Source organism: Streptomyces sp. MK37H, from assembly GCF_018035285.1.
In the GTDB taxonomy this organism is placed as follows: domain Bacteria; phylum Actinomycetota; class Actinomycetes; order Streptomycetales; family Streptomycetaceae; genus Streptomyces; species Streptomyces endocoffeicus.
Genome location: NZ_JAAAYH010000061.1, coordinates 1 through 24,387 on the forward strand (window position 1 = coordinate 1; position 24,387 = coordinate 24,387).

The window sequence follows — 24,387 nt, forward strand, 5'->3', positions numbered from 1 at the left end:
TGGCGGCGGTGATGACGGGGGATCGTCACCGATACGGGTGATCCCCGGGCCGTAACCCCGCACACCGCGTATCGGCCGCGATAGACCTCGCGTTCCGACACACCCGGTGGAGGACCGATGAGCACACGACCACCCGCGTACCCGGCCGACGATCCCGAGACCGCCCTCAAGTACGCGGTCCAGCGCATCCGCGGCTTCGACCGCGTACAGGTCATCGAGGGGTTCATCGAACCGCTGTCGCCGGCTTGGGATCACGAGAGCACCATCGCGAAGGTCCGGGAGCGCATCGCGCCCAAGGTGAACGCCCTGGGCTGCATGGCGGGATCAGGCGATCTGGACTTCCCCGGCACCCTCAACTGGTTTGTGCCGGACCTCGCCGTCGTCCCCCGGGAGCTGGCCAAGGACGCCGGGGCCCTGCTCCCCGACCAGACCCTCCTGATCGTCGAGGTGACCTCCGACTCGAACGGAGACACCGACCGAGTCGTCAAGCGGCGCCGCTATGCCGAGTACGGCGCCCCGCTGTACCTCCTGGTCGACCGGCAGCAGCGCGCGTGCACGCTCTACTCCGCGCCGGGGAACCTCGGCTACACCAAGGTGGACGGCCCCCACCCCTTCGGCACCCCGCTCCCGCTCCCGGAGCCGTTCGGCCTGGAGCTGGACACCTCCGAGTTCTGACGGACCTCAGCCGCCCGCGAGGCGGGTTCTGACCAGGGTCAGGACCTCCTCGTCGGAGAGGCCCAGGGCCCTGGCCTCCTCCACCAGACTCTGGACGCCCTCCAGGAGCCCGGCGCGGGCCCTGGGCTGGTCGCCGGTGACGACCGCGCCGCGGCCACGGCGCAGTTCGATCAGGCCTTCCTCGCGGAGCCGTTGGTAGCCGCGCAGGACCGTGTGGACGTTGACGCCGAGGGACTCGCCGAGCGCGCGGGCGGCGGGGAGGCGTTCACCGGGGCGCACGGTGCCGTCGGCGATCGCGCCGCGTACGGAGGCGGCGATCTGGTCGGCCAGCGCAATCGCGGAGCCGGGGTCGACGCGGAAGAGCATCTCAGCCGCGCTCCCCCGCCGCGGGACGGTCGCGCTCGATCAGGGCGTTGAGCAGGGCGGCGGCGGTGGCGGCGTCGTCCACCGTCACCGCGAACTCCCGGCCCGTGGCGAGCGTCAGGAACAGCGCGTCGCCGGAGCGGAACACCAGCGCGCTGCCGCCGCCGCGGATCCGGTAGCCCCAGCCGCCGAGGCTCAGCGCAGCGGCCTCGCGGCTGGTGGCGCGTTCGATCCGGTCCAGCGGTATCCGCATCCGGGGGCGCGGGACGAACCATGAGGCGACGGCCAGGCCCCGGCGGTCGACGGTCACCCGGCAGCGGGCCAGCGCCGTGGAGATCAGCCCGATGACGATCAGCCACGCCCCCGTCCCCGAGCCCACGGCGACCAGCACGGCGCCCGGCAGCGTGGTCCCCGCCCCCACGGCGAGCAGCACGGGCGATCCGACGGAGCGCGTCCAGGTGGCCACTTCGCCCTTGGCCAGCGGGAGCCGGGGCGCGGCGGCCCGCTTGCCGGGTCCGGCCGCGGGCCCCGCGTCCCGGCTCGCGAGCAGCCGGCCCAGCGCGCCCATAACGGCCGCGACGGCGAGGGCGATGCCCAGTTGCCACAGGGGCTGGGAGACCCGGGAGGCGCGGGCGGCGTCGGCGTTGGCGAAGAGCAGGGACGCGAAGGCGTAGCCCAGCAGACCGGACATGCCGTAGCCGAGGGCGACCGCGAACCGCTGGGCGCTGAGGCCCTTGGTCAGACGGAGGGTGGGTACGAGGGTGAGGAGGCCGGAGCCGAGGAGGACGGCGGTGACCACCGAGAGGAACGCACCCGTACCGGTGAATCCGTCGGCCTTCCCGTCCGCGCCGAAATGCGTGGCGAGCGGATCCGGCAGCCGGTCGCGCAGCCCGGCGAAAGTCGCCACGACCACGGCCCACGCCAGCACAAAGGGCAGAGCGACGATGAGCGCGCGCCGTCGGACAGGACGCATATCGACCCCCTCACTTCACCACACGTTTCCGTTTGTTTGCATACTAATAGAACAATGCCGACTGGAGAGGCGTCACTCCTTCCGCCTCCCCCGTCGCGTGCGCATCTCATATGTGAGATAGCCTCTTCTCCATGACTGACGACTACCTCTCACGTATCGGCAAGCTCATCCGTGACGCCCGTCAACACCGGGGCTGGACCCAGTCCCAGCTCGCGGAGGCACTCGGCACAAGCCAGAGTGCGGTCAACCGCATTGAGCGGGGAAACCAGAACATCAGCCTTGAGATGATCGCCAGGATCGGCGAGGCCCTGGACAGCGAGATCGTCTCCCTCGGCTACGCGGGTCCGATGCACCTCCGGGTGGTCGGCGGCCGCCGGCTGTCCGGAGCCATCGACGTCAAGACGAGCAAGAACGCGTGTGTGGCGCTGCTGTGCGCCACGCTCCTCAACGCGGGCCGTACGACACTGCGGAGGGTCGCCAGGATCGAGGAGGTCTACCGCATCCTCGAGGTCCTGGGCAGCATCGGCGTCCGCACCCGCTGGATCAACGACGGCGCCGATCTGGAGATCGTGCCGCCCGCCGAGCTGGACCTCGAGGCCATGGACACCGAGGCCGCGCGCCGGACGCGCAGCGTCATCATGTTCCTCGGTCCGCTGCTGCACCGGATGGACCGCTTCCGGATCCCCTACGCGGGCGGTTGCGACCTCGGCACCCGCACCGTGCAGCCGCATATGACCGCCCTGCGCCACTTCGGCCTCGAAGTGACCGCCACCGACGGGATGTACCACTCCCACGTCGACCGCTCGGTCGCCCCCACCCGCGCCATCGTGCTCACCGAACGCGGCGACACCGTCACCGAGAACGCGCTGCTGGCGGCCGCCCGGCACGACGGCGTCACGCTGATCCGCAACGCCTCGTCCAACTACATGGTCCAGGACCTCTGCTTCTTCCTGGAGGAGTTGGGCGTCAAGGTCGAGGGCGTGGGCACCACGACGCTGACCGTCCACGGCGTGGCCCACATCGACCGCGATGTCGACTACTCCCCCTCCGAGGACCCGGTCGAGGCGATGAGTCTGCTGGCCGCCGCCGTCATCACCGAGTCGGAACTGACGATCCGCCGGGTGCCGGTGGAGTTCCTGGAGATCGAGCTGGCCGTCCTGGAGGAGATGGGGCTGGACCACGAGCGCGGCCGGGAGTACGCGGCGGACAACGGCCGCACCCGGCTGGTGGACCTCACCGTCCGCCCGTCCAAGCTGCAGGCCCCCATCGACAAGATCCACCCGATGCCGTTCCCCGGCGTCAACATCGACAACGTCCCCTTCTTCGCGGCGATCGCGGCCGTCGCCCAGGGCTCGACGCTGATCCACGACTGGGTCTACGACAACCGCGCGATCTACCTCACCGAGCTCAACCGCCTCGGCGCCCACGTCAAACTCCTCGACCCGCACCGCGTCCTGGTCGAGGGCCCCACCCGCTGGCGCTCCGCCGAGATGATGTGCCCGCCCGCCCTGCGCCCCGCCGTGGTCGTCCTGCTGGCGATGATGGCCGCGCCGGGCACCTCGGTGCTGCGCAACGTGTACGTCATCAACCGCGGTTATGAGGACCTCGCGGAGCGGCTGAACTCGATCGGCGCCCAGATCGAGACCTTCCGCGACATCTGACAAGCGGATGCCGCCGCAACCCGTCTGACCTGCGATGCAACGGGTCAGGAAGGGCTGCGGCGGCACCTCCGGGACTTCTCTGGGACTTTGGGCCCGCAGCGGGCTACGGGCCGCGCTCCACGGCCTCTGCCGACCAGCTGCGGCTACGTGAAGATCGCGTCGATGGCGGCGCTGCCCCGTGCGCCGGCGCGGGGTTCATCCGCTGAGAGCCCGAGCGCCTTCCCTTGACGGAGCGCAAGACCTGCTCCGATCACGAGGAGGAGCCGGTAGCGGTCCGGCATGGGGTCGCCGGGTCCGCCATTGCCCCGATGGGCCCCGGCGGTCAGATGTAGAGGAAGGCGCCGGGGGCGGTGGCTGTGCCGCTTGTCGTCGTCACCACGACGTCGGTGGGCCCCGTGGCGGCTGCGGGGGGAGTGACGGCGGTCACCTGGGTGGGGGAGATGATCCCGAAGTTCGCTTGCGCGCCGCCGATGGTCACCGTCTGCGTGAACGCGAGCGCGGTGCCAGTAATGAGGATCGGGGTGCCGCCTGCTGTCGGTCCGGAGGTGGGGGTCACGGAGGAGATGCCGGGCGATCCCACGTAGGTGTAGACGGCGCGCCCGTACGCGTTGCTCCGGGTGACCACGGTGACCGGCACCGGTCCGGGTGCCTGCGCGGGCGGCACCGTGACGGTGACCTTGTCGTCCAGGATGGACGAGGGGGTGACGGCCACGTCGCCGAACCGCACGGCGGTCGTGGTGATCAGGCCCCGGCCGGTCACGGTCAGCGTGTCGCCTCCGCTCAGCGGGCCCGACGTCCGGCTGATTCCCGTCAGCACCGAGTCCTCGAGGTAGTAGAAACGGCCGACGGTTCGGGTGGTGTTCTGGCCGAGGGTGACGTCGATCCTGACGTCCCGGACGAGGAGGGGCGAGACGGCCCGGATCTCGTGGTCGTTGATGACCTGGAACGAGGCGGCCGGGAGGCAGCCGAAGCGGACAGCGGTGGTGTTGCCCAGCCCTTCGCCGATGATGGTCACCGGTGTCCCGCCCGACAGAGGCCCCACGTTGGGATACGCGCCGGATGACGTGGGGAGCACGCGTACGGTCTCGTTGCCGTTGTTGACCACATAGATCTCAAGGTCGTCCGGCGTGATCACCAGCCAGGACGGCGCGTGGAAGCCCGGGACCGTGGTGAGGATCCTGCGGGCGACGAGGTCGATGACGGTGACGCTGTCGTTGCCGTCGCACGCCACGTACGCCAGCAGTCCGTCGCTGGTGACCGCCACGCCGAAGGGGATGGCGAGTCCGGTGTAGATGGCCACCACCGAGTGGAGGGTGGTGTCGATGACGTCGAGACGGTCGCCGCCGTAATCCGTCACATAGACCCGCTGTCCGTCGGGCGAGACCGCCACGCCGCGGGGGAAGACGAAGCCGCTGATCACGGCGGTGACGGTGTTGGTGGCGGTGGCGATGACCCGGACGGTGTTGGTGCCCTCTTCCGTGACGTAGACCTCGCTCCCGTCAGGGGTGATCGCCAGGTTGCGCGGTCCGGTACCGACCGGGATGGAGGCGACGACGGTGTTGGTCGCCGTGCTGATCACATCCACTCGGTGGCCGCCCTGGCTGGCCACGTAGACGCGGGACCCGTTGGGTGTCACCGCCAGGCCCAGTGGCTTGTTCAGCCCGCTGACGACCCCGGTGACGGTGTTGGTGGCGGTGTCGATGACCGCCATGGTGCTGTTCCCGAAGCAGGCCACGTAGGCGTGCAGCCCGTCCGGGGCGACCGTGACCCCCCATGGACCGGTGGTCACGGTGATGGTGGTGATGACGGCCCGGGTGGCGGTGTCGATGACACTGACGCTGCTGGACCCGAAGTTGGTCACATAGACGCGCCGGCCGTCCGGAGTGACCGCCGCGTAGATCGGGCTGCTGCCCACCGGAATGACATCCGGTAGCAGCTGCGCTTCCGTATCGACGGCTACTGTTCCCATGGCGACCTCCGCGCCCTGATTCCTGTCGACGTCAGGATGAGCCAGCGAACGAAAGCACGTACAGAAGCGCCTAAAAAATATGACAATGAGCGCGTGGGCTTCTGCCGACCCGGATAGTCATGACCACTCCGGTTAAGAACGCAGGTTGCGCGCCGGCCGAGCTGCACGGTCGGCAGGCAGGTCGCAGGAGCTGAAGGCACGGACCGGTGCGGTGTGGCAGCTCGGAGACACCGGGCGGATGGACGCGCTGGACACCTCTCCCGCAGTTGGCGGAGTTGCGGGCGGATCGCGGCGAACTCGCGGGTGACGGCGGCCAGGCTGGGGGCGTTGGACGCCTCAGAAGTGCCGTCTGAGTACGCGTTGAAGCCGGTACTGGGGCCATTGGATGCGTTGGCCGTCATGACGCGCCTGGCCAGCGAGCACATGTACCGGCTGAGGCGGAACAGAACTGGGGCCCGAAAAGGCCGCAGGGTACGTCGTGCCCCGCCGTTCCGGCCACACGGCGGCACCGACGAACGGGCTCAGGAGGCGCGCAACAGCGCATAAAGCATGCATGAAGGCTTTAGACCCTATTTGCACATGACTTCTCTAAAGCACCAATTCCATCTGTCACCCCCTTCATTCGCTCGCTTGAATCAGTAAGAGCGAAGGCGCCTCATGCTACGACGCCGAGTCGCTTCCCCTCGGACGAACCGCCCCCAGGCACCCCGAGGCAACGGCCTTCACACACACCCTCCCGCCCCGGAGACATCCCGTGCGGCCGCGGGTCGCGTTCAGCTCCCCGCCCGCTCTCCGCCCCGGCCCAGAACGGCACGGCAGAAGGAGAAAGATCATGGCAACCATCATCTCGCTGGTGGACACGACGACCACCACCAACCAAGGCAAACCCGGCGACACCGTCCAGATCAACGGCACCGCCCTGTCCACCACCACCCGGGTCAACTTCGGTTCGACAGCGGTCGCCCCCACATCCGTCACCGCCACCCAGGTCACCTTCGTCGTCCCGAACACCGCGCCGTGCTCGGGACAGGTATCCGTCAGTGTCACCAGCAGCGCCGGCGCCACCAGCAACGCTCTGCCGTTCTTCGCCATCGCCACCCCGACCACCACCGGACTGAGCGTCACCTGCCTTCCGGCCGCCACCGGTGGCGCGGTCACGCTGTTCGGCAGCAACTTCCTGACCGGAACCCAGGTCGGAGTGGGCACCGTCGGCAACGTCGCGGTCACCCCCACCCAGCCCAGCCAGGTCACCTTCACCGCACCGGCCAACCCGGGCCAGGTCGGCACGGTCTCCACCCAGCCGGTCACCATCACCACCGCCGGCGGTACCAGCGCATCGGGCACCACCCTGATCGACTACTACCTCACCCCGGCCATCACCTCAGTGGCTCCCGCCACGGGCACCGCAGGAGACCAGGTCACCATCACCGGAACCAACTTCGTGGGCGTCGGCACCGTCACCTTCACCGACAGCGCCGCCGCCACCGCCACCGCGGTCTTCACCCCCATCAGCCCCACCCAACTCGTCGCCACCGTACCCGGCGGACTCGCCACCGGCGCCGGAACCATCACGGTCCACACCTGCGGCGGGAACTCCAACGCTCAAGCCTTCACCATCACCTGACCGCCGCCTGTTCACCAATTAGTCATCGTCGTTGTCGTCGGTGCTGCCACCGGCGCCGTCTCTTCGGGGGCCGGACCCAGATCTGCTTCGGAGCGAGTCCTTCCGCGAGCATGGGGTCGATGCGCACCGGCGCCGCCCGCTCGAAACGGACACCCCAGCAGGCCGCCAGCGACCGCTGAACCTGTACGCCGACTGTTTAAATAAATTAGGAATAATTCTTGACAGGGTTTCGGCCGCGGGCCACAGTCTTCGCCGTGACGCCGACGACGCCCTGTCCCAGGGCGGCCGCGTCATGTCTCCTTCCTGCTTCCCAACCCTCGGGAGAGGCACGTGACTTCACCCCCGCCCGCACGGAGACCCCGCCACCGCACCCTCACCCGCGGCGCCGTCGCGACCGCGATCGCCGTGGTCCTGGCGACGGCCGCGGGCCCCACGGCCACGGCCGCGCCCGCCGTGGACCAGGGGGCACCCGCCGTGGACCAGGGGGCGCCCGACTACTACGACAGCGGGCTCGCCCCGACGCCCTACATGGGCTGGAACACCTACTACGGACTGGGAGCGCCCACCGAGAAGGAGGTGCGCGCGGTCGCCGACCGGCTCGTCAGCAGCGGGTTGCGCGACAGTGGGTACGACATCGTGTGGCTGGACGGCGGCTGGCAGGCCGACAATCCGCGTGACGCGCGGGGACGGCTGGCGGCTCACCCGGACCGCTTCCCCTCCGGTATCCCGGCCCTCGTCTCCTATCTGCACCAGCGCGGTCTGCGGGCCGGTATCTACACCGACGCCGGCACCTACGACGGCGGCAGGAGCTGCGGCCTCGGCAGCCGTGGCCACTACACCGAGGACGCGCGGCAGTTCGCGGACTGGAAGATCGACGCGATCAAGGTCGACTTCCTGTGCGGCATCGGCGAGAAGCTCGATCCGGGCCCGGCCTTCAAGGAGTTCGGCGACGCGGTCGCGAAGTCCGGGCGCCGGATGCTGCTGAACCTGTGCAATCCGCTCACCGACGACTGGGGCCTGCCGCACACGCCCGAGCAGGACGCGCACAACGCCTACGCCTACGCCCCGGCGATCGCGGACTCCTGGCGCACCGGCACCGACATCGCCTGGGGCACCCCGAGCCCCGGTCAGTGGCCCAATGTGCTGCGCAACATGGACGCCAACGCCTGGCACCCCGAGGCGCAGGGGCCCGGTCACTACAACGACCCCGACTACCTCATCCCCATGCGCCGCACGGCCGACGGCTCGCTGGAGCTGACGGAGGAGGAGTCCACCACGCAGCTGGTGATGTGGGCCGAGATGGGCTCCCCGCTCGTCATCGGCTCCGACCCCCGCACCCTGTCCGACGCGATGCTCCGGACGCTGCGCAACCCGGAGATCATCGCCGTCGACCAGGACCCGCTGGCCGTCCAGGGTGTGCGGGTGGCCACCGACTCCGTCGGCGACGTCTACAGCAAGGTCCTCTCGGGCCCCGGCCGGCGCGCCGTCGTCCTGCTCAACCGCTCGGACCGGCCCGCCGAGCGCACCGTGAACTTCTCCGACGTGGCGCTGGGCGGCCCGGTCACGGTCCGCGACCTGCGCGCGCGAGCCGGCCGCGGGACGCATACCGGGTCGTACACCGTCGAGGTGCCGGCGCACGGCACCGCGTTCCTCACGCTCACCGGCGAGGACGCCCTCCCCGGTGCGGACCTGGGCCGGCAGACCTCGGCGAGCCCGGCCGTCGTACGCGACGGCGACGCGCTGACCACCTTCTTCCGCGGACCGGGCGGCACCCTCGTCCAGCACACGGACGACGGCGGCGACGGCAGGCCGCGGACGAAGGACCTCGGCGGCCCGGTCCACGGCAGGATCCTCGGGCAGCCCGCCGCCCACGCCTCGGCGGGCGGGCGGATCGACGTCTTCGTGCGGGGCGCCGACTCCCGGGCGTACCGGCGGGTCTTCGCGGACGGGCGCTGGGGCGGCTGGCAGGACCTCGGCGGGAGGCTGACCGACGCCCCGTCGGTGGCGTTCACCGACGGGACGCACTGGACGCTGACCGCGCGCGGCGCCGATGGGCGGATCACACAGCGGGGGCCGTCGTCCGGCTGGTCGTCGCTCGGCGCGCCGGGCGACCGGCCGACGTACGGCAGGCCGTCGGCCGTCGTGGACGCGCGGGGGTGGGTCCATGTGGCCGTCCGGACCTCGGCGGACGAGGTGTGGACGCGGTCGCGCGACGCCTCCGGGCAGTGGTCGGAGTGGAGTTCGCTCGGCGGGACGGTGAGCGGCAGCCCGACGCTGGTCGCCGTGGGCGACACAGTGGTGCTGTACGCGCGGGCCGGTGACTACACGCTCTGGCAGCGGCGGTACGAGCACGGCGGCTGGCAGGGGTGGACCAAGCGGCAGGAGTTCCCCAGCGCCGCGTTCGACGGTGCGCTCGGGGCGGTCGCGGGTCCGGACGGTGCGGTCGACGCCGTGTACCGCGGGGTCGACGGCTCCGTACGCCGAACCCAGTTCAAATAAATTAGGAATTATTATTGACGTGGTGCGAGCGCCACGCGAACCTGGATCCGCCACGAGCGCGCCCCGGCCCCGTCAGCGGGGCCGGGGCCCCGCCGAGTGGATCCACAAGGAGCACTTCATGAGCTACGCACACCCCAGCCGACGGCTGTTCCTCGCCGGCCTCGGCGCCGCCGGGACCACGGCGCTGCTCAGCGGCTGTGTCACCTCCGGCTCCTCCGGCAAGAGCTCCTCCGGGGGCGGAGCGGTGACCTTCCAGTCCAACCTGTCCGCGCCGCAGGCGAAGGCGGCGATGGAGGACCTCGTCGCCGCCTACGCCAAGCAGGGCTCCGGGCGGGCCACACTCAACACCGTCGCCGCCGAGACCTTCCGCACCCAGCTGCCCACCTATCTGACCTCCGCCAACCCGCCCGATGTGTACACCTGGTACCCGGGCTCGGTGGCGGACGCGTACGCGCGCAAGAACCTGCTGCTCGACCTCGGCGAGGTGTGGACCTCCTCGCCCGACCTCAAGCGCTACTCCAAGGCGCTGACCACCCAGTGCACCTCGGCCGCCGGCAAGAAGGTCTTCGTGCCCAGCACCTACTACTGGTGGGGCATGTTCTACCGGAAGTCCCATTTCGCCAAGTGGGGCGTGCGGGAGCCCAAGAGCTGGGACGACTTCCTCGACCTGTGCGACAAGCTGAAGGCCAAGGGTGTGACGCCGATCGGCCTCGGTGCCGGCAGCAACACCCCCTGGGTGGCCTCCGCCTGGTTCGACTACCTCAACATCCGCATCAACGGCGCCGAGTACCACCGCCGGCTCCTCGCCGGAAAGCAGCGCTTCGACGACCCCGAGGTGCGCAAGGTCTTCGACCGCTGGCAGGAGGCGCTCCCGTACTTCGACCCCGACGGCACCGCCCTCGCCTTCCAGGACGCCACGACCGCACTGCTCGCCGGCCGGACCGGCATGATGCTCATCGGCACCTTCTTCGCCGACGCCGCGCCCAAGGGCGCCCTCGACGACATCGACTTCTTCCGCTTCCCGGTCATCGACCCCAAGGTCCCGCTCGCCGAGGAAGCGCCCACGGACGGCTACTTCGCCAGCGCCCGCACCGGACGCCGCGACGGGGTCTTCGAGCTGCTGCGCTACCTCGCCACCGCCGAGGCGCAGGAGATCTACATCAAGGGCTCGTCGGGCACCGTCCTGCCCTGCCACCCCGACGCCAAGGACGCCGGGACCGCGCTCGTGAAGAAGGGCCGCAAGCACGTCGAGGAGGCCGCCGAGATAACCCAGTTCTTCAACCGCGACTCGAGCGACGCCCTCCAGCCCACCGCGGACACCGCGCTGACCAAGTTCCTCGCCAGGCCGAAGAGCATCGGTTCGATCCTCACCGACTGGCAGCGCGACGCCGAGAAGATCTGGAAGGCGTGACGTGGCCGTCCTCACCGCGCCCGAGCGCACCTCCCCGGCCCCGCCCCGGCCCCGCGGCAGGCGGGCCCGGGGTATCCGGCGCACGCCCCCGCTGGTGCTCGCCTTCCTCCTCGTCCCGCTGCTCGCCGAGTCGCTGTGGGTGTTCTGGCCCGCGCTCCAGGGCTTCTACCTCGCCCTGACCAAGTGGGACGGGGTGTCGGCACCCGAGTTCGTCGGCCTGGGCAACTTCACCGAGATGGCCCACGACGAGGTCTTCCGCACCGCGGCCGTGGACACCGTGCTGTGGCTGGTGCTGTTCGGCGGCCTGTCCGCGCTGCTCGGCCTCGGCGCCGCGCTGCTCCTCCAGCAGGAGCGCCGGGGCGTCGGCTTCTACCGCGCCGCCCTGTTCCTGCCCGTCGTGTTCTCCCTGGTGGCCACCGCCCTCGTCTGGCAGGCCATCTACCAGCCCGACGGCGTCCTCAACCGGCTCCTGGAGTCGGTCGGCCTGGACAGCCTGCGCCACGCCTGGCTCGCCGACCAGGACACCGCCCTCTACGCGGTCATCGTGCCCGCGCTGTGGCGCCAGGTCGGCTATGTGATGGTGCTCTACCTGGCCGGGCTCAAGGGCATCGACCCGGCGCTGTACGAGGCGGCCAAGGTCGACGGCGCCGGACGGTGGCAGCGCTTCCGGCATGTGACGCTGCCCCAGCTGCGCAGCGTCAACGCCGTCGTCCTGTCCGTGATCATCATCGACTCGCTGCGCTCCTTCGACGTCGTCTGGTCCCTGACCCGGGGCGGCCCCTACCACTCGTCCGAACTGCTGAGCACCTACATGTACTCCACCGCCTTCCAGTCCCTGCGCCTGGGATACGGCTCCGCCCTGGCCGTCGTCATCTTCGTGCTGGCCTTCGGCGTCATCGCCTCCTACCTCGTCCGCGCCTTCCGGGAGGCCGACTGATGACGGCACTTCGCAGCTCCGCGGCCCTGCGCCGGCGCCGCGCGGCCACCGCCGGCTTCCACCTCGGCGCCGGGGCGCTCGCCGCTCTGTGGCTGCTGCCCATCGCCCTGGTCGTGGTGACGAGCCTGCGCTCCTTCGACGACATCTCCGCCCACGGCCTGGGCAGCCGGCCCCGCTCCTTCACCCTCGGCAACTTCCACCAGGCGTGGAGCGACGGCGGCCAGCAGCGCGCCCTGATCAACAGCCTGATCGTGACCGTCCCGTGCGTGCTGGTGACCCTGACCCTGGCCGCCATGGCCGCGTTCGCCCTCAGCCGCTACGAGGTGCCCTTCCGCCGTTCCCTGCTGCTGCTGATGCTCGGCGGCAATCTGCTTCCGCCGCAGATCCTGCTCATCCCGGTGTCCAAGCTGACCGAGCTGATGGGCGTCTACGACACCCTGCCCGCCCTCATCGGCGTGCAGATCGGCTTCGGTGTCGGCTTCTACGTCTTCGTCCTGTACGGCTTCATGCGGGCCATCCCGGTCGAGATCCAGCAGGCCGCCGTCGTCGACGGCGCCGGTCCCTGGCAGATCTTCTGGCGGATCATCCTGCCGCTCAGCCGCCCGGCGCTCGCCGCACTCAGCGCCCTGTCCTTCACCTGGATCTTCAACGATCTGCTGTGGGCCATCACGGTGCTGCGCAGCGACACCAAGATGCCCATCACCGCCGCCCTCATCGGGCTCCAGGGCCAGTTCGTGTCGATGTGGAACGTGATCGCCGCCGGGTCCGTCATCGCCGCGGCACCCACCGTGGCCGTCTTCCTCCGGTTCCAGCGCCACTTCGTGGCCGGTCTCAACCTGGGAGCGGTGAAGTGACGCCGAACCAGCGCTGGACGCTGCGCACCGACCACACCGGCTATACGGTGCGGCTGTCCCCGGACGGCCCCTGGGCCGAGCTCGACGCCTGGGGCCCGCTCGGCGTCGAGACCGGCCCGTCCGCGCTGGACTGGTCGCACCGCACCCACTTCATCACCCCCGCCGACGCGGCGCCCGCCGAGTACCTGCCGTACGGGCTGCGGCCGTTCACCGGCGCCGACCTGGTGGCCGCACGGCCGGGCGCGGACCGCGGCGCGTGGTGGGTCTTCGAGGGGGCCACGGAGGAGGCGGGGAGCCTGCGGCTCACCTTCACCGACGATGTGCTCGGCCTGCGCACGGCCCTGTGCTACGCCACGGTGCCGGGCACCGATGTCATCCACCGCTGGACCGAGCTCACCTGCACGGGCGACGAGGAGCTGTGGCTGGAGCGCCTCGACTCGGCCGCCGTGAACGTCCCCGTCACCGCGGGGGCCCGGCTGACGTATCTGGCCGGCCAGTGGTCGCAGGAGTTCCAGCGCACCCAGCTCACCCTGTCCAGGGGCACGTTCACCATCGGCAGCCGCCAGGGCGTGCCCGGACACGCCTACGCCCCCTGGCTCGCGGTCCAGGACGCCGCGGATCCCCCCGACGCTCCCGCCCCCGCCTATGGCATGGCCCTGGAGTGGCCCGGCAACTGGCACCTCACCGCGGAGGCCGAACCCGGCGGCGCCGTGCGGATACGCGCCGGCCGCGTACCGCACGAGGGCCGGGTGCGCCTGGCGCCCGGCGACACCCTCACCACGCCACGGCTCGCCTGCGCCTTCAGCGCCGAGGGGCTCGACGGGTTGTCCCGCGTCTGGCACCGCTACGAACGCCGGCTGACCGGCGAGCGGCTGCACCGCCCCCGCAAGGTCCTCTACAACTCCTGGGAGGCCACCGCGTTCGACGTCGACGCGGCGGGTCAGCTCGAGCTGGCGAAGGCGGCGGCGGACATCGGGGCCGAGCTGTTCGTCGTCGACGACGGATGGTTCACCGGCCGCGCCGACGACACCGGCGGGCTGGGCGACTGGTACCCCGACCCGGTGGCGTTCCCGCACGGCTTCGGCAGGTTCGTGGAGGACGTCCGTGCCCTGGGCCTCGACTTCGGCCTGTGGATCGAGCCGGAGGCCGTCAGTCCCGGCAGCGCGCTGTACGCGGAACACCCGGACTGGGTGTACCGGATCGACGGCCGTCCGGCCCGGCTGGTGCGCCACCAGCTCCTGCTCGACCTGGGCCGGACCGATGTCCAGGACTTCGTCATCGCCACCCTGGACCGGCTGCTGACCGGCCATGACATCAGCTACCTCAAGTGGGACATGAACCGGCCGCCGACCGAGCGCGGCCGCCCCGGCGCCGGTCCCGCCGACCGTCTCGACCTGGACGCCCAGCACGTCGCGGGCTATCTGCGGGTCCTGGACCAGCTGCGCACCGTCCACCCCGGGGTCACCGTCGAGGGGTGCGCGGGCGGCGGCGCACGTATCGACCACGCGACGATCGCCCGCACCGACGTCGTCTGGCCCAGCGACAACACCGCGCCGCTGGACCGGCTGGCCGTCCAGTACGGCTTCCTGCACGCCCATGCCCCGCATGTGATGAGCTCCTGGGTCACCGACGCCCCCGGTGTCTTCGACCCCCGTCCGCGCAGCCTCGCCTTCCGCTTCGTCACCGCCATGTGCGGAGTTCTGGGCATCGGCGCCGACCTGCGCCACTGGGACGCCGGGCAGCGCGCCGAGGCCGCCCGCTGGATCGCCCGCTACAAGGAGGTGCGCGATGTCATCCACCTCGGCGAGGCCCGGCTGCTGGGCAGCCCGCTGGACGCCACCTGCGGGGTGCAGTACGACGGCCCCGACGGACGTACCGTCGTCGCCGCGTTCGGCACCGGCCGCCTGGACGGCGCCCCGCTCGTCCCGGGGCGTCCGGCCCGGCTCCGGCTGCGCGGTCTCGACGCGGCCGACCGCTACCGGGACGCCGCGTCGGCGACCACCTACAGCGGCGCCCATCTGCTCCACTACGGGCTGCCGTTCGCCTGGAGCGCCGAGCACGACGCGGAACTGGTGGTCCTGACCCGGCAGTAGAGCCCACGCCCCCGCCCGAAGTCCAGCGAAGGAGCCCGCCCCCCGATGGAACAGCCCCGCCGCCACGGTGACCGCTTCACCGACCGCACGGCCGTGGTCACCGGAGCCGCCTCCGGCATCGGCGCCGCCACCGCCGAACGCCTCGCCCAGGAGGGCGCCGCCGTCGTGCTCGCCGACATCGCCGAGGAGCGCGGCACGGCGGTCGCCGAACGGATCGGCGAGGACGGCGGCCGCGCCCGCTTCGTGACCGCCGACGTCTCCACCGAGGAGGGCTGGCAGCGGATCGCCGCCGCCGCCCGCGACTTCGGGCCCGTCGACGTGCTCGTCAGCAATGCCTACACCGTCGACGTCACCCCCGCCCACGAAACGTCCCTGGAGTCCTGGCAGCGACAGCTCGCCGTCAACCTCACCGGTGCCTTCCTCGGCTTCAGGGCCGTCCTGGACGATCTGCGCGCCCGCCGCGGAGCCGTCGTCCTGACCTCGTCCGTCCACGCCCACAAGGGCATCCCCGGCCACCCGGCCTACGCGGCCTCCAAGGGGGCGCTGCTGTCCCTGTGCGGGCAGCTCGCCGTCGAGTACGGCCCCGAGGTGCGGGTCAACGCGGTGCTGCCCGGCCCGATCCTGACGGCGGCCTGGGACCGGGTCTCACCCGAGGACCGCGCGCGCAGCGTCGCGGAAACCGCGGCCGGGCGGTTCGGCACCCCCGAGGAGGTGGCCGCGGCCATCGCCTTCCTCGGCTCCCACGAGTCCTCGTACATCACCGGTGCGAGTCTTCTCGTGGACGGCGGCTGGAGCGTCGTCAAGTCCTCCGCATGACCACCGCGATCAGCTCGCACCAGAAAGGCAGTACGACATGACGCCCTACGCCCGCCGCGGCGTGCACGGCCAGACCGTGGAGGCCCTCGCCCGCCGCGTCCTGCGCGGCGACCTCCCCGAGGGGTCCACCCTGGACCTGGTCGCCCTGCAGAGCGAACTGGATGTCAGCCTCACCGCCCTGCGCGAGTCGCTGAAGGTCCTGGCCGCCAAGGGGATGGTCGACGCCCGTCAGAAGCGCGGCACCTTCGTGCGGAGCCGTTCGGACTGGAACCTGCTCGACGCCGACGTCCTGCGCTGGCAGTTCGAGAGCGACCGCACCACCGACGCCGACAGCGCGCTGCTGCGCAACCTCGCCGAGGTGCGCGGCATCATCGAGCCGGCGGCCGTACGGCTGGCCGCCGAGCGGCGCACCGACGCCGACCTCGCCGCCCTGGACGCCGCCGTGGACGCGATGGGGCAGGGCGGCTCCGACGCCGCCCACGCGGTGGAGGCCGACCTCGCCTTCCACCGCGCCCTGCTCGCCGCCACCCACAACGAACTCCTCGAACGCATGGAGATGGTGATCGAGTCGGGCCTCGCCTATCGCGATCGCATCGTGCACAGCTCCCCGCACAGCGAGGACCCGGTCCCCGCCCACCGCGCCGTCCTGGACGCCGTACGCGACCGGGACCCGCGGGCCGCCGAGGCCGCCATGCGGGCCCTGCTCGACCAGGCCGGCCGCGACCTGGACCGGATCGGCGGCTCCCCCGACATCGGCGGCTCCCACGACGACACGGAAAGGCCCACCGGTCAGTGAAGATCACCCGTATCGAGACCTTCCTCGTCCCGCCGCGCTGGCTGTTCTGCCGCGTCGAGACCGACGACGGCGTGATCGGCTGGGGCGAGCCCGTCGTCGAGGGGCGCGCCGAAGTGGTCCGCGCGGCCGTCGACGTCCTCGCCGGCCATCTGATCGGCCAGGACCCGCTGCGCATCCAGGACCACTGGCAGGTGCTCACCAAGGGCGGCTTCTACCGCGGCGGACCCGTCCTGTCCAGCGCCGTCGCCGGCCTCGACCAGGCCCTGTGGGACATCGCGGGCAAGACCTACGGCGCCCCCGTGCACGCCCTGCTGGGCGGCCCCGTGCGCGACCGCGTCCGGGTGTACGCCTGGGTCGGCGGCGACGAGCCCGCGGAGCTGTCCGAGCAGATAGCCGCGCAGGTCGAGGCGGGCTTCACGGCGGTGAAGATGAACGGCGCGGGGGCGACCTCCCCGATGCCCACCGCAGCCGAGACCGCCGCGGTCGTGGACCGCGTGGCCGCCGCCCGCGAGGCGCTCGGCCCGGACCGCGACGTGGCCGTCGACTTCCACGGCCGCTTCACCGCCGCGGGCGCCCGCCGCGTCCTGCCCGAACTGGCCGCCCTCCACCCGCTGTTCGTGGAGGAGCCCGTCGTCCCCGAGCACGGCCATCTGCTCCCCGGCCTGGTGGCCGCGAGCCCGGTGCCCCTCGCCACCGGTGAACGGCTCTACGGGCGCACGGAGTTCCTGCCGGTCCTCGCCGCGGGCATCGCCGTCGCACAGCCCGACCTGTCCCACGCGGGCGGCATCTCCGAGGTCCACCGCATCGCCTCGCTCGCCGAGACCTACGGCGCCCAGCTCGCCCCGCACTGCCCGCTCGGCCCCATCGCCCTGGCGGCCAGCCTCCAGGTCGCGTTCGCGACGCCGAACTTCCTGATCCAGGAGCAGAGCCGCGGCATCCACTACAACAAGGACGCCGATCTGCTGTCCTACCTCGTCGACCCCGAGCCGTTCCGCTTCGTGGCCGGCCATGCGCTGCGCGGCGATGCCCCCGGCCTAGGCATCACCATCGACGAGGCGGCCGTGCGCGCGGCCGACCGCACCGGGCACGCCTGGCGCAACCCGGTCTGGCGGCACCCCGACGGCTCCTTCGCGGAGTGGTGACGGCGTGCTGGAGATCGCCACCGACCCCGCGCACGGCGGCCGCTGGACCTCGCTCCGCGCCGAGGGGCACGAATGGCTGTGGCGCCGCCCGGCTCCGGAGCGGGAGCGGGTGTCGCCCGGGGACGCCTTCGTGGACGCGGGCGGTCTGGAGGAGTGCGTCCCCACCGTCCGCGGCACCCCCGACCACGGCGACGCCTGGTCGCGTCCGTGGCGGCGCGAGGGGGACGCGGACACCGTGCGCTGCGACCGGTTCACGCTGACGCGCACGATCCGCGGTACGGCCGACGGTGCCGAGGCCGACTACGCCCTCGACGCCGACCCGGGCTTCCGCTTCATCTGGGCCGCCCACGCCCTGCTCGACCTGACCCCGCGCGCGGCCCTGCGGCTGCGCGAGGGGGCGCGCACCCGGCTCTTCCCGGAGGCCGCGCCGCTGCTGGACCGGGCCTGGCCGGCCGGGGCGCCGTGGGTCGAGGGTGACTGGCCCGCACCCCTGGGCCTCGCCCTCGACCGGTTCGGGCCGGACGACGGCACCGCGGTCGGCGCGGTCGTGGACACCCCGCGGGCGTGCGTCCACGACGGCGCGCGGTGCCTGGCCCTCGCGCTCGAGGCCGACGGGCAGCCGCTGTCCATCGCCGTGTGGCGCAACCTCGGCGGCTTCCCCGCCGGAAACCCCTACCGCAGCACAGGAGTCGAGCCGATGCTCGGCCGCGCCTTCGACCTCGCCGACACGGGCCCCGCCGACGCCGCGCGGGTCCCCTCCTCGGGCGAGGTCCGCTGGCGGCTCACGCTCACCGCGACCTGCCGCTGCGCCTGAACACCCGCCCCACGCTACGAGGAGTTCCGCCCGTGGACCTGCGAGCCGCCCTGGCCGCCCATCGGCTGGTCGCCATCGTGCGCGGCAGCGACCCCGAGGCCGCGCTGCGCACCGTACTGACCCTGGCCGACGAAGGCATCGAACTGATCGAGGTGTCGCTGACCACCGAGGACGCCCTGACCGTCATCGAGCGGGCCCGCAAGGCCCTCGGCCCCGGCCGCCCCCTCGGCGCGGGCACCGTGCTCACCGCCGACGACGCCCGCGCCGTCCACCGGGCGGGCGCCGGCTTCGCCGTCACCCCCTGCCTGGGCGAGGGGATGTCCACCGCGCGCGAACTGGGCCTCCCGGTGCTGGCCGGGGTCATGACCCCGACCGAGATCATCGGCGCACGCGCGCTCGGCGCCGAGGCGTTGAAGATCTTCCCGGCCGCCCAGGCGGGCGGGCCCGGCTATCTCAAGGCGCTGCGGGGGCCGTTCCCGCACGAGGTGTTCGTACCGGTCGGCGGCGTCGACGAGGCAGCGGCCCGCGCCTATCTGGCCGCCGGGGCGACCGCGGTCGGCATCGGCTCGCCCCTCGTCGGCGACGCCGCCGACGGCGGCGGCGCGGCCGCCCTGCGCGCACGCGCCCGCGCCTTCCGCACGGTGGTCCGGGAGGCCACCTCATGATCGAGGACCCGCTCCCCACCCGCCCCGACCGCCTCGGTCTGGGCGAGGGCATCCGCTGGACCGGCGAGGCCCTTGTGCTCGTCGACATCCTCGAGGGCCGTCTGCTGACGGCCCCCCAGGATCCCACCGCGCCCCTGGAGACGCTGGCCGAGCTGCCCGTCCCGCTGGGCGCGGTGGCACCCGTGGCGGGCCGGCCCGGCACCTGGATCGCCGCCGCGGGCACCGGGATCTGCCTGCTCGGGCCAGGCTCCGCCACCACCTGGCTGGCGCGGCCCGAGGCGGACGCCCGCCCCGCCCGGCGCATGAACGACGGCACCGCCGACCCGTCCGGCAGGTTCTGGGCGGGCAGCATGACCTACGACGCCGACGAGGACGCGGGCTCGCTCTACCGGGTGGACCACGACGGCACGGTGACCCGGGTCCTCGACGGCATCACCGTGCCGAACGGGCCCGCGTTCACCGCCGACGGACGCACCATGTATCTGGCGGACAGCGCCCGCGGTGTCGTCCGCCGTTACCCGGTCGACCCGGCGACGGGCACGCTCGGCCCGCCGACGACGTATCTCACGGTCGACGACGGCAGCCCGGACGGGATGGCCGTCGACGACGAGGGCGCGCTGTGGATGGCGGTCTGGGGGACGGGGACGGTGCGCCGTCACCTGCCGGACGGCACGCCGGCACACACCGTGCGGCTGCCCGCGAGCCAGCCCGCCGGGGTCTGTCTCCAGGGTGACGTCCTGCACATCACGACGGCCACGGTGGGCCTCGCGGCACCGGGCCCGTACGACGGCGCCCTGTTCTCGGTCCGGGTGGCGGTGCCGGGGCCACCGGCGGCGGCGTACCGCCCGGCGGCCGGGCCGATCGGGGGCCTGGTGTGAGCGGGTCGCGTTCCGCGGGCGACGGGGAAGCGCGCGCGACCACGTCATGGCCGATGGGCGGCCGTGGCGCGGTCGGTGGCGGCGAGGAATCGCGGACCACCGCGCCCTGGCCTCGCGCCGGCGGCACCGTGGTCTGCGTCGGCGAGACGATGGCCGCGCTCGCCCCCGAACCGCCCGCGTCCCTGGACACCGGTGAGAGCCTGCGGCTCTCCGTGGCGGGCGCGGAGTCCAACGTGGCGATGTACCTCGCGGACCTGGGCGTTTCCGCCGTATGGCTCTCGGCCCTCGGCGACGACCCGTTCGGCCGGCGGGTGCGTGCCGCCGTCGCCGCGGCGGGCGTCGACGTCTCGGGCGTACGGTCCGACCCACACCGGCCGACGGGCCTGCTGGTGAAGGAGCCGGGCCCCACGGGCACCCGCGTCCACTACTACCGGCGCGGTTCGGCGGCCTCGGCGCTGGGCCCCGGCATCCTGGACGACCCGCGGCTCGGGTCGGCGGCGCTCGTCCACCTCACGGGCGTGACCCCCGCGCTCTCGCCGTCCTGCGGCGCCCTGGTGGAACGGGCGCTCGCGACCCCTCCGGCCGGCCGCGCCCACGCCATCAGCTTCGACGTCAACCACCGCCCCGCGCTGTGGCCGGACGGCACGGCCGCCACGGTCCTGCGCGACCTGGCCGACCGCGCCGACATCGTCTTCGTCGGCCTCGACGAGGCGCGGCACCTGTGGGGCGCGGACCTCGACGCGGGCGGCGTACGCGAGCTGCTGCCGCGCCCGCGTCTGCTCGTCGTCAAGGACGGCGGGCGGGAGGCGACCGCCTTCGGCGACGGGCCGGAGGTCACGGTGCCGGCCCCGCGCACGGAGGTGGTGGAGCCGGTCGGCGCGGGTGACGCCTTCGCCGCCGGTTTCCTGGCGGGGCTGCTGCGCGGCGGGGCCCTGACCCCGGCGCTGCGGCTCGGCCACATCACGGCCGCGTCCGCGCTCGGGGTGACCGGGGATCACGGCCCCCTGCCGGACGCCGCCACGGTCGAGCGGCTGCTCGGGCTCACGGAACGGGCCTGGGCGGCGCGCGCCTGAAGCCCTCGCTGGAGTCGTCACCGAAGCCGTTACTGAAGCCGTCGCTGAAGTCGTCGCTGGAGCCGTTACTGAAGCCGTTGCGCGTCGCGCGTGGAGCCCCCTGGCGGGCAACCGGCGCCGCCCATTTGCCTAATATGGCGTGAATGCGCCTTTCGGTCCCTAGGTCCCGCCAAGAGTGGCCCACAGCCCCTTCCGGAACTATCGTCCGCTTCATACCGTCAAGGGCTGCGGTACTCCGCTTCACGCCGACCGACTGGACGCCTTCCGTGCCCGATCCCCCCCACGCCGCCAGCTGGCGCTTCGCCCTGCCGCACACGACGGCCGCCGTACCGCTGGCGCGTGCGCTGATCCGGAACACCCTGGCCGACATCGGGGCGCCCGTGGACGGCGACACGGCGGAGCTGCTGACGGCCGAGCTGGTGGCCAACGCGGTGCGGCACACGACCGGCGACGAGCCGATAGAGCTGGTGGTGGAGCTGGTGCCGACCGGGGGCTGGCAGGTCGAGGTGCACGACCAGGACCCGAATCCGCCCGGCGGGCTGGACTCGCTGGGGCGCCCCGAGGGGCCCAAGAGACCCGACGGCCTCGCCGAGGGCGGACGCGGTCTGCTGCTGATCCGGACCCTCAGCGCCGACGCGGGCTACCGGCCGACGCCCTACGGCAAGGCCGTCTGGTTCGTCCTCCCGCCCGCCGACGGCTGAGGGCCGCCCGTCGAGCGCTACCGGGCGCCGAGCGTCGCGACCAGCACCGCCTTGATCGTGTGCATCCGGTTCTCCGCCTCGTCGAAGACGACGGAGTACTCGGACTCGAAGACCTCGTCGGTGACCTCGAGCTCGGTCAGCCCGTGCCGCTCGTGGATCTCCCGGCCGACGTCGGTGCCCAGGTCGTGGAAGGCCGGCAGGCAGTGCAGGAACTTCACCGCGTCGTTGCCCGTGGCACGCAGCACATCCATCGTCACCGCGTACGGCCCGAGCAGCGCTATCCGCTCGTCCCAGACCTCCTTGGGCTCGCCCATGGACACCCACACATCGGTGGCGACGAAGTCCGCGCCGCGCACGCCCTCCTCGACGCTCTCGGTGAGCGAGATCCGGGCGCCGGAGGCGGTGGCGAGCTGCCGCGCCAGCTCCACGATGGTCTTGTCGGGCCACAGCAGGCCGGGCGCCACGATACGGACGTCCATGCCCAGCAGGGCGCCGGTGACGAGGTAGGAGTTGCCCATGTTGTACCGGGCGTCGCCGAGGTAGGCGTAGGCGATCTGATCCAGCGGCTTGTCGCTGTGCTCGGTCATGGTCAGCACGTCGGCGAGCATCTGGGTGGGGTGCCACTCGTCGGTGAGGCCGTTGTAGACGGGCACCCCGGCGTGGGCGGCGAGCTCCTCGACGACGCCCTGGCCATGGCCCCGGTACTCGATCGCGTCGTACATCCGGCCGAGCACCCGCGCGGTGTCCCGCACCGACTCCTTGTGACCGATCTGGGAGCCGACCGGATCGAGATAGGTCGTCGAGGCGCCCTGGTCGGCGGCCGCGACCTCGAAGGCGCAGCGGGTGCGGGTGGAGGTCTTCTCGAAGATGAGGGCGATGTTCCGGCCCCGCAGCCGTCGCTCCTCGGCCCCCGCGCGCTTGGCCGCCTTCAGCTCGGCGGCCAGGTCGATCAGGCGGCGGAACTCGTCGGCGGTGAAGTCCAGCTCCTTGAGGAAGTGGCGGCCGGTGAGGTCAATCGCCATAAGGGTGGCTCCTAGGTCACGGCGAACACGTGGCGGATCAGCGGCTACGGCGGGGTGCCGCGGCCCGGAACCATGGAAGCATATACGATGCTCTGCATATATACGGAGGCGGGTGGTGAATCCTGGCCCTACGGCTCGAGGGCGAGACTTCGGCCCTACGGCTCCACCGGGTCCCGCTCGACCGGACAGCTCATGCACCGCGGCCCGCCCCGGCCCCGGCCCAGCTCACTGCCCGGAATGTCGATGACCTCGATCCCGCGCTTGCGCAGAAAGGTGTTGGTCGTCGCGTTCCGCTCGTAGGCGACCACCACGCCCGGCTCGACCGCGAGCACATTGCAGCCGTCGTCCCACTGCTCGCGCTCCGCCGCGTGGACGTCCTGGGTGGCGGTGAGCACACGGATGGAGTCCAGGCCGAGGGCCGCGGCTATCGCGCGGTGCATATGCTCCGGCGGATGGTCGGTGACCTTGAGCTCCTGGCTGCCCGCGCCCGGCTCGATGGTGTACGAGCGGAGCATCCCAAGCCCCGCGTACTGGGTGAAGGTGTCCCCGTCCACCATGGTCATCACGGTATCCAGATGCATGAAGGCCCGCCCCTTGGGCATGTCGAGCGCCACGATCGTCCGGGCCGAACCGGCCTCGAAGAGCCGGTGGGCGATCATCTCCACCGCCTGCGGAGTGGTCCGCTCGCTCATCCCGATCAGCACCGCGCCCTTGCCGAGTACCAGCACATCGCCGCCCTCGATGGTGGAGGGGTACGCGGCCTGGCCCTCCGACCAGACGTGGAAGTCCTCCTTCGCGAAGAGCGGATGATGGCGGTAGACGGCCTCGTAGTGCACCGTCTCGTGCCAGCGGGCGGGCCAGCGCATCGCGTTGATCGACACCCCGTCGTACACCCATGCGGAGGCGTCCCGGGTGAAGAGGTGGTTCGGCAGCGGATTGACCAGGAAGTCATCAGGTTCCATGGCGTGGAAGCGGACGGAGATCGGCTCCGGGTACCGCTCCAGATACTCCCGCTTGGTCATGCCGCCGATCAGCGCCTCGGTCAGCTCCGGGGCGGTCAGCTCGTCGAAGGCGGCGCGCAGATGATCGGTGGCCAGCGGTCCGTACTCCTTCTCGTCGAAGACCCGGTCCAGCACCAGCGCCCGCGCGTCCGGCAGGGTCAGGCTCTCGGTGAGCAGGTCCCCGAAGAGATGCACCTCGACCCCGCGGTCCCGCAGCACGTCGGCGAAGCCGTCGTGCTCCTGGCGGGCACGGCGCACCCACAGGACGTCGTCGAAGAGCAGGGCGTCCTTGTTGGTGGGTGTGAGCCGCTTGAGCTCGAGGTCGGGGCGGTGCAGTATGACGCGGCGCAGCCGCCCGGCCTCGGAGTCGACATGGAATCCCATGACCCCATCTTCGCCGCTCGCGGCCCATTGTGAACG

At 72.0% G+C, this 24,387-nt stretch carries 21 protein-coding genes; 16 read left to right on the top strand and 5 right to left on the bottom strand.

The genetic code is table 11. The annotated features are described in order from the left end of the window. Positions 1-117 precede the first annotated feature (117 nt). Positions 118-675: a Uma2 family endonuclease gene (locus tag GWI24_RS11925; protein WP_210945889.1), complete on the top strand. Its 558-nt coding sequence runs from the start codon at positions 118-120 to the stop codon at positions 673-675. A 6-nt stretch (positions 676-681) separates the two neighbouring features. On the opposite strand, the gene GWI24_RS11930 is transcribed toward GWI24_RS11925, so the two are convergent. Next, positions 682-1,041, bottom strand: coding sequence for a GntR family transcriptional regulator (locus GWI24_RS11930; protein ID WP_210945890.1), 360 nt, complete (start codon positions 1,039-1,041; stop codon positions 682-684). A 1-nt stretch (position 1,042) separates the two neighbouring features. Further along, a complete protein-coding gene (locus tag GWI24_RS11935) occupies positions 1,043-2,011 on the bottom strand; it encodes a DUF1648 domain-containing protein (protein ID WP_210945891.1) in 969 nt (322 codons plus the stop codon). Between the two features lie 131 nt (positions 2,012-2,142). On the opposite strand from GWI24_RS11935, the gene GWI24_RS11940 reads away from it, so the two are divergent. After that, on the top strand, positions 2,143-3,672 hold the full coding sequence (locus tag GWI24_RS11940) for a UDP-N-acetylglucosamine 1-carboxyvinyltransferase (RefSeq protein ID WP_210945892.1): 1,530 nt from the start codon (positions 2,143-2,145) through the stop codon (positions 3,670-3,672). A 322-nt stretch (positions 3,673-3,994) separates the two neighbouring features. On the opposite strand, the gene GWI24_RS11945 is transcribed toward GWI24_RS11940, so the two are convergent. Continuing rightward, entirely contained in the window at positions 3,995-5,641 is a 1,647-nt protein-coding gene (locus tag GWI24_RS11945; protein WP_210945893.1) for an IPT/TIG domain-containing protein, read from the bottom strand. Between the two features lie 832 nt (positions 5,642-6,473). Between GWI24_RS11945 and GWI24_RS11950 the strand changes: the two genes are divergently transcribed. The 14 genes from GWI24_RS11950 to GWI24_RS12015 all read left to right on the top strand — a co-directional run bounded on the left by GWI24_RS11950 (position 6,474) and on the right by GWI24_RS12015 (position 21,944). Next, complete coding sequence (locus GWI24_RS11950) at positions 6,474-7,265, top strand: IPT/TIG domain-containing protein (protein WP_210945894.1); 792 nt, start codon at positions 6,474-6,476, stop codon at positions 7,263-7,265. Positions 7,266-7,595: 330 nt separating this feature from the next. Further along, the gene (locus GWI24_RS11955) at positions 7,596-9,764 is read left to right on the top strand and encodes a glycoside hydrolase family 27 protein (protein WP_210945895.1); all 2,169 of its coding nucleotides are present in this window, start codon (positions 7,596-7,598) and stop codon (positions 9,762-9,764) included. Positions 9,765-9,882: 118 nt separating this feature from the next. After that, complete coding sequence (locus GWI24_RS11960; RefSeq protein ID WP_210945896.1) at positions 9,883-11,175, top strand: ABC transporter substrate-binding protein; 1,293 nt, start codon at positions 9,883-9,885, stop codon at positions 11,173-11,175. Between the two features lies 1 nt (position 11,176). Next, positions 11,177-12,112 (top strand): carbohydrate ABC transporter permease, encoded by a 936-nt coding sequence (locus GWI24_RS11965; protein WP_210945897.1) that lies wholly within the window; start codon positions 11,177-11,179, stop codon positions 12,110-12,112. Continuing rightward, positions 12,112-12,966, top strand: coding sequence for a carbohydrate ABC transporter permease (locus tag GWI24_RS11970; protein ID WP_210945898.1), 855 nt, complete (start codon positions 12,112-12,114; stop codon positions 12,964-12,966). Before GWI24_RS11965 ends, GWI24_RS11970 begins: the two co-directional genes overlap by 1 nt. After that, positions 12,963-15,059, top strand: a complete 2,097-nt coding sequence (locus tag GWI24_RS11975) for an alpha-galactosidase (protein ID WP_210945899.1) — start codon at positions 12,963-12,965, stop codon at positions 15,057-15,059. Before GWI24_RS11970 ends, GWI24_RS11975 begins: the two co-directional genes overlap by 4 nt. Positions 15,060-15,104: 45 nt before the next feature. After that, on the top strand, positions 15,105-15,875 hold the full coding sequence (locus GWI24_RS11980; protein ID WP_210945900.1) for an SDR family NAD(P)-dependent oxidoreductase: 771 nt from the start codon (positions 15,105-15,107) through the stop codon (positions 15,873-15,875). Between the two features lie 37 nt (positions 15,876-15,912). Then, entirely contained in the window at positions 15,913-16,671 is a 759-nt protein-coding gene (locus GWI24_RS11985) for a FadR/GntR family transcriptional regulator (protein WP_210945901.1), read from the top strand. Further along, positions 16,668-17,813, top strand: a complete 1,146-nt coding sequence (dgoD, locus tag GWI24_RS11990; RefSeq protein ID WP_210945903.1) for a galactonate dehydratase — start codon at positions 16,668-16,670, stop codon at positions 17,811-17,813. Before GWI24_RS11985 ends, dgoD begins: the two co-directional genes overlap by 4 nt. A 4-nt stretch (positions 17,814-17,817) precedes the next feature. Then, positions 17,818-18,627, top strand: coding sequence for a hypothetical protein (locus GWI24_RS11995; RefSeq protein WP_210945904.1), 810 nt, complete (start codon positions 17,818-17,820; stop codon positions 18,625-18,627). A gap of 32 nt (positions 18,628-18,659) precedes the next feature. Beyond that, positions 18,660-19,292 (top strand): bifunctional 4-hydroxy-2-oxoglutarate aldolase/2-dehydro-3-deoxy-phosphogluconate aldolase, encoded by a 633-nt coding sequence (locus tag GWI24_RS12000; protein ID WP_210945905.1) that lies wholly within the window; start codon positions 18,660-18,662, stop codon positions 19,290-19,292. Beyond that, positions 19,289-20,170 (top strand): SMP-30/gluconolactonase/LRE family protein, encoded by an 882-nt coding sequence (locus GWI24_RS12005; RefSeq protein WP_210945907.1) that lies wholly within the window; start codon positions 19,289-19,291, stop codon positions 20,168-20,170. Before GWI24_RS12000 ends, GWI24_RS12005 begins: the two co-directional genes overlap by 4 nt. A gap of 53 nt (positions 20,171-20,223) precedes the next feature. Continuing rightward, the gene (locus tag GWI24_RS12010) at positions 20,224-21,243 is read left to right on the top strand and encodes a sugar kinase (RefSeq protein ID WP_210945916.1); all 1,020 of its coding nucleotides are present in this window, start codon (positions 20,224-20,226) and stop codon (positions 21,241-21,243) included. A gap of 266 nt (positions 21,244-21,509) precedes the next feature. Continuing rightward, complete coding sequence (locus GWI24_RS12015; RefSeq protein WP_210945908.1) at positions 21,510-21,944, top strand: ATP-binding protein; 435 nt, start codon at positions 21,510-21,512, stop codon at positions 21,942-21,944. A 17-nt stretch (positions 21,945-21,961) separates the two neighbouring features. Here the strand turns inward: GWI24_RS12015 and argF are convergent, their stop codons facing one another. Both argF and GWI24_RS12025 read right to left on the bottom strand, forming a co-directional pair. Next, positions 21,962-22,966, bottom strand: coding sequence for an ornithine carbamoyltransferase (argF, locus tag GWI24_RS12020; protein ID WP_210945909.1), 1,005 nt, complete (start codon positions 22,964-22,966; stop codon positions 21,962-21,964). Between the two features lie 155 nt (positions 22,967-23,121). After that, complete coding sequence (locus GWI24_RS12025) at positions 23,122-24,351, bottom strand: arginine deiminase (RefSeq protein WP_210945910.1); 1,230 nt, start codon at positions 24,349-24,351, stop codon at positions 23,122-23,124. Positions 24,352-24,387 lie beyond the last annotated feature (36 nt).

Coding starts and splice junctions, on each gene's coding strand:
- GWI24_RS12005 (WP_210945907.1), top strand. CDS start 19,289: ATGATCGAGGACCCGCTCCCCACCCGCCCCGACCGCCTCGGTCTGGGC.
- GWI24_RS12025 (WP_210945910.1), bottom strand. CDS start 24,351: ATGGGATTCCATGTCGACTCCGAGGCCGGGCGGCTGCGCCGCGTCATA.
- GWI24_RS11925 (WP_210945889.1), top strand. CDS start 118: ATGAGCACACGACCACCCGCGTACCCGGCCGACGATCCCGAGACCGCC.
- GWI24_RS11945 (WP_210945893.1), bottom strand. CDS start 5,641: ATGGGAACAGTAGCCGTCGATACGGAAGCGCAGCTGCTACCGGATGTC.
- argF (WP_210945909.1), bottom strand. CDS start 22,966: ATGGCGATTGACCTCACCGGCCGCCACTTCCTCAAGGAGCTGGACTTC.
- GWI24_RS11930 (WP_210945890.1), bottom strand. CDS start 1,041: ATGCTCTTCCGCGTCGACCCCGGCTCCGCGATTGCGCTGGCCGACCAG.
- GWI24_RS11970 (WP_210945898.1), top strand. CDS start 12,112: ATGACGGCACTTCGCAGCTCCGCGGCCCTGCGCCGGCGCCGCGCGGCC.
- GWI24_RS11935 (WP_210945891.1), bottom strand. CDS start 2,011: ATGCGTCCTGTCCGACGGCGCGCGCTCATCGTCGCTCTGCCCTTTGTG.
- GWI24_RS11960 (WP_210945896.1), top strand. CDS start 9,883: ATGAGCTACGCACACCCCAGCCGACGGCTGTTCCTCGCCGGCCTCGGC.
- GWI24_RS11980 (WP_210945900.1), top strand. CDS start 15,105: ATGGAACAGCCCCGCCGCCACGGTGACCGCTTCACCGACCGCACGGCC.
- GWI24_RS12010 (WP_210945916.1), top strand. CDS start 20,224: ATGGGCGGCCGTGGCGCGGTCGGTGGCGGCGAGGAATCGCGGACCACC.
- GWI24_RS11950 (WP_210945894.1), top strand. CDS start 6,474: ATGGCAACCATCATCTCGCTGGTGGACACGACGACCACCACCAACCAA.
- GWI24_RS11985 (WP_210945901.1), top strand. CDS start 15,913: ATGACGCCCTACGCCCGCCGCGGCGTGCACGGCCAGACCGTGGAGGCC.
- GWI24_RS11940 (WP_210945892.1), top strand. CDS start 2,143: ATGACTGACGACTACCTCTCACGTATCGGCAAGCTCATCCGTGACGCC.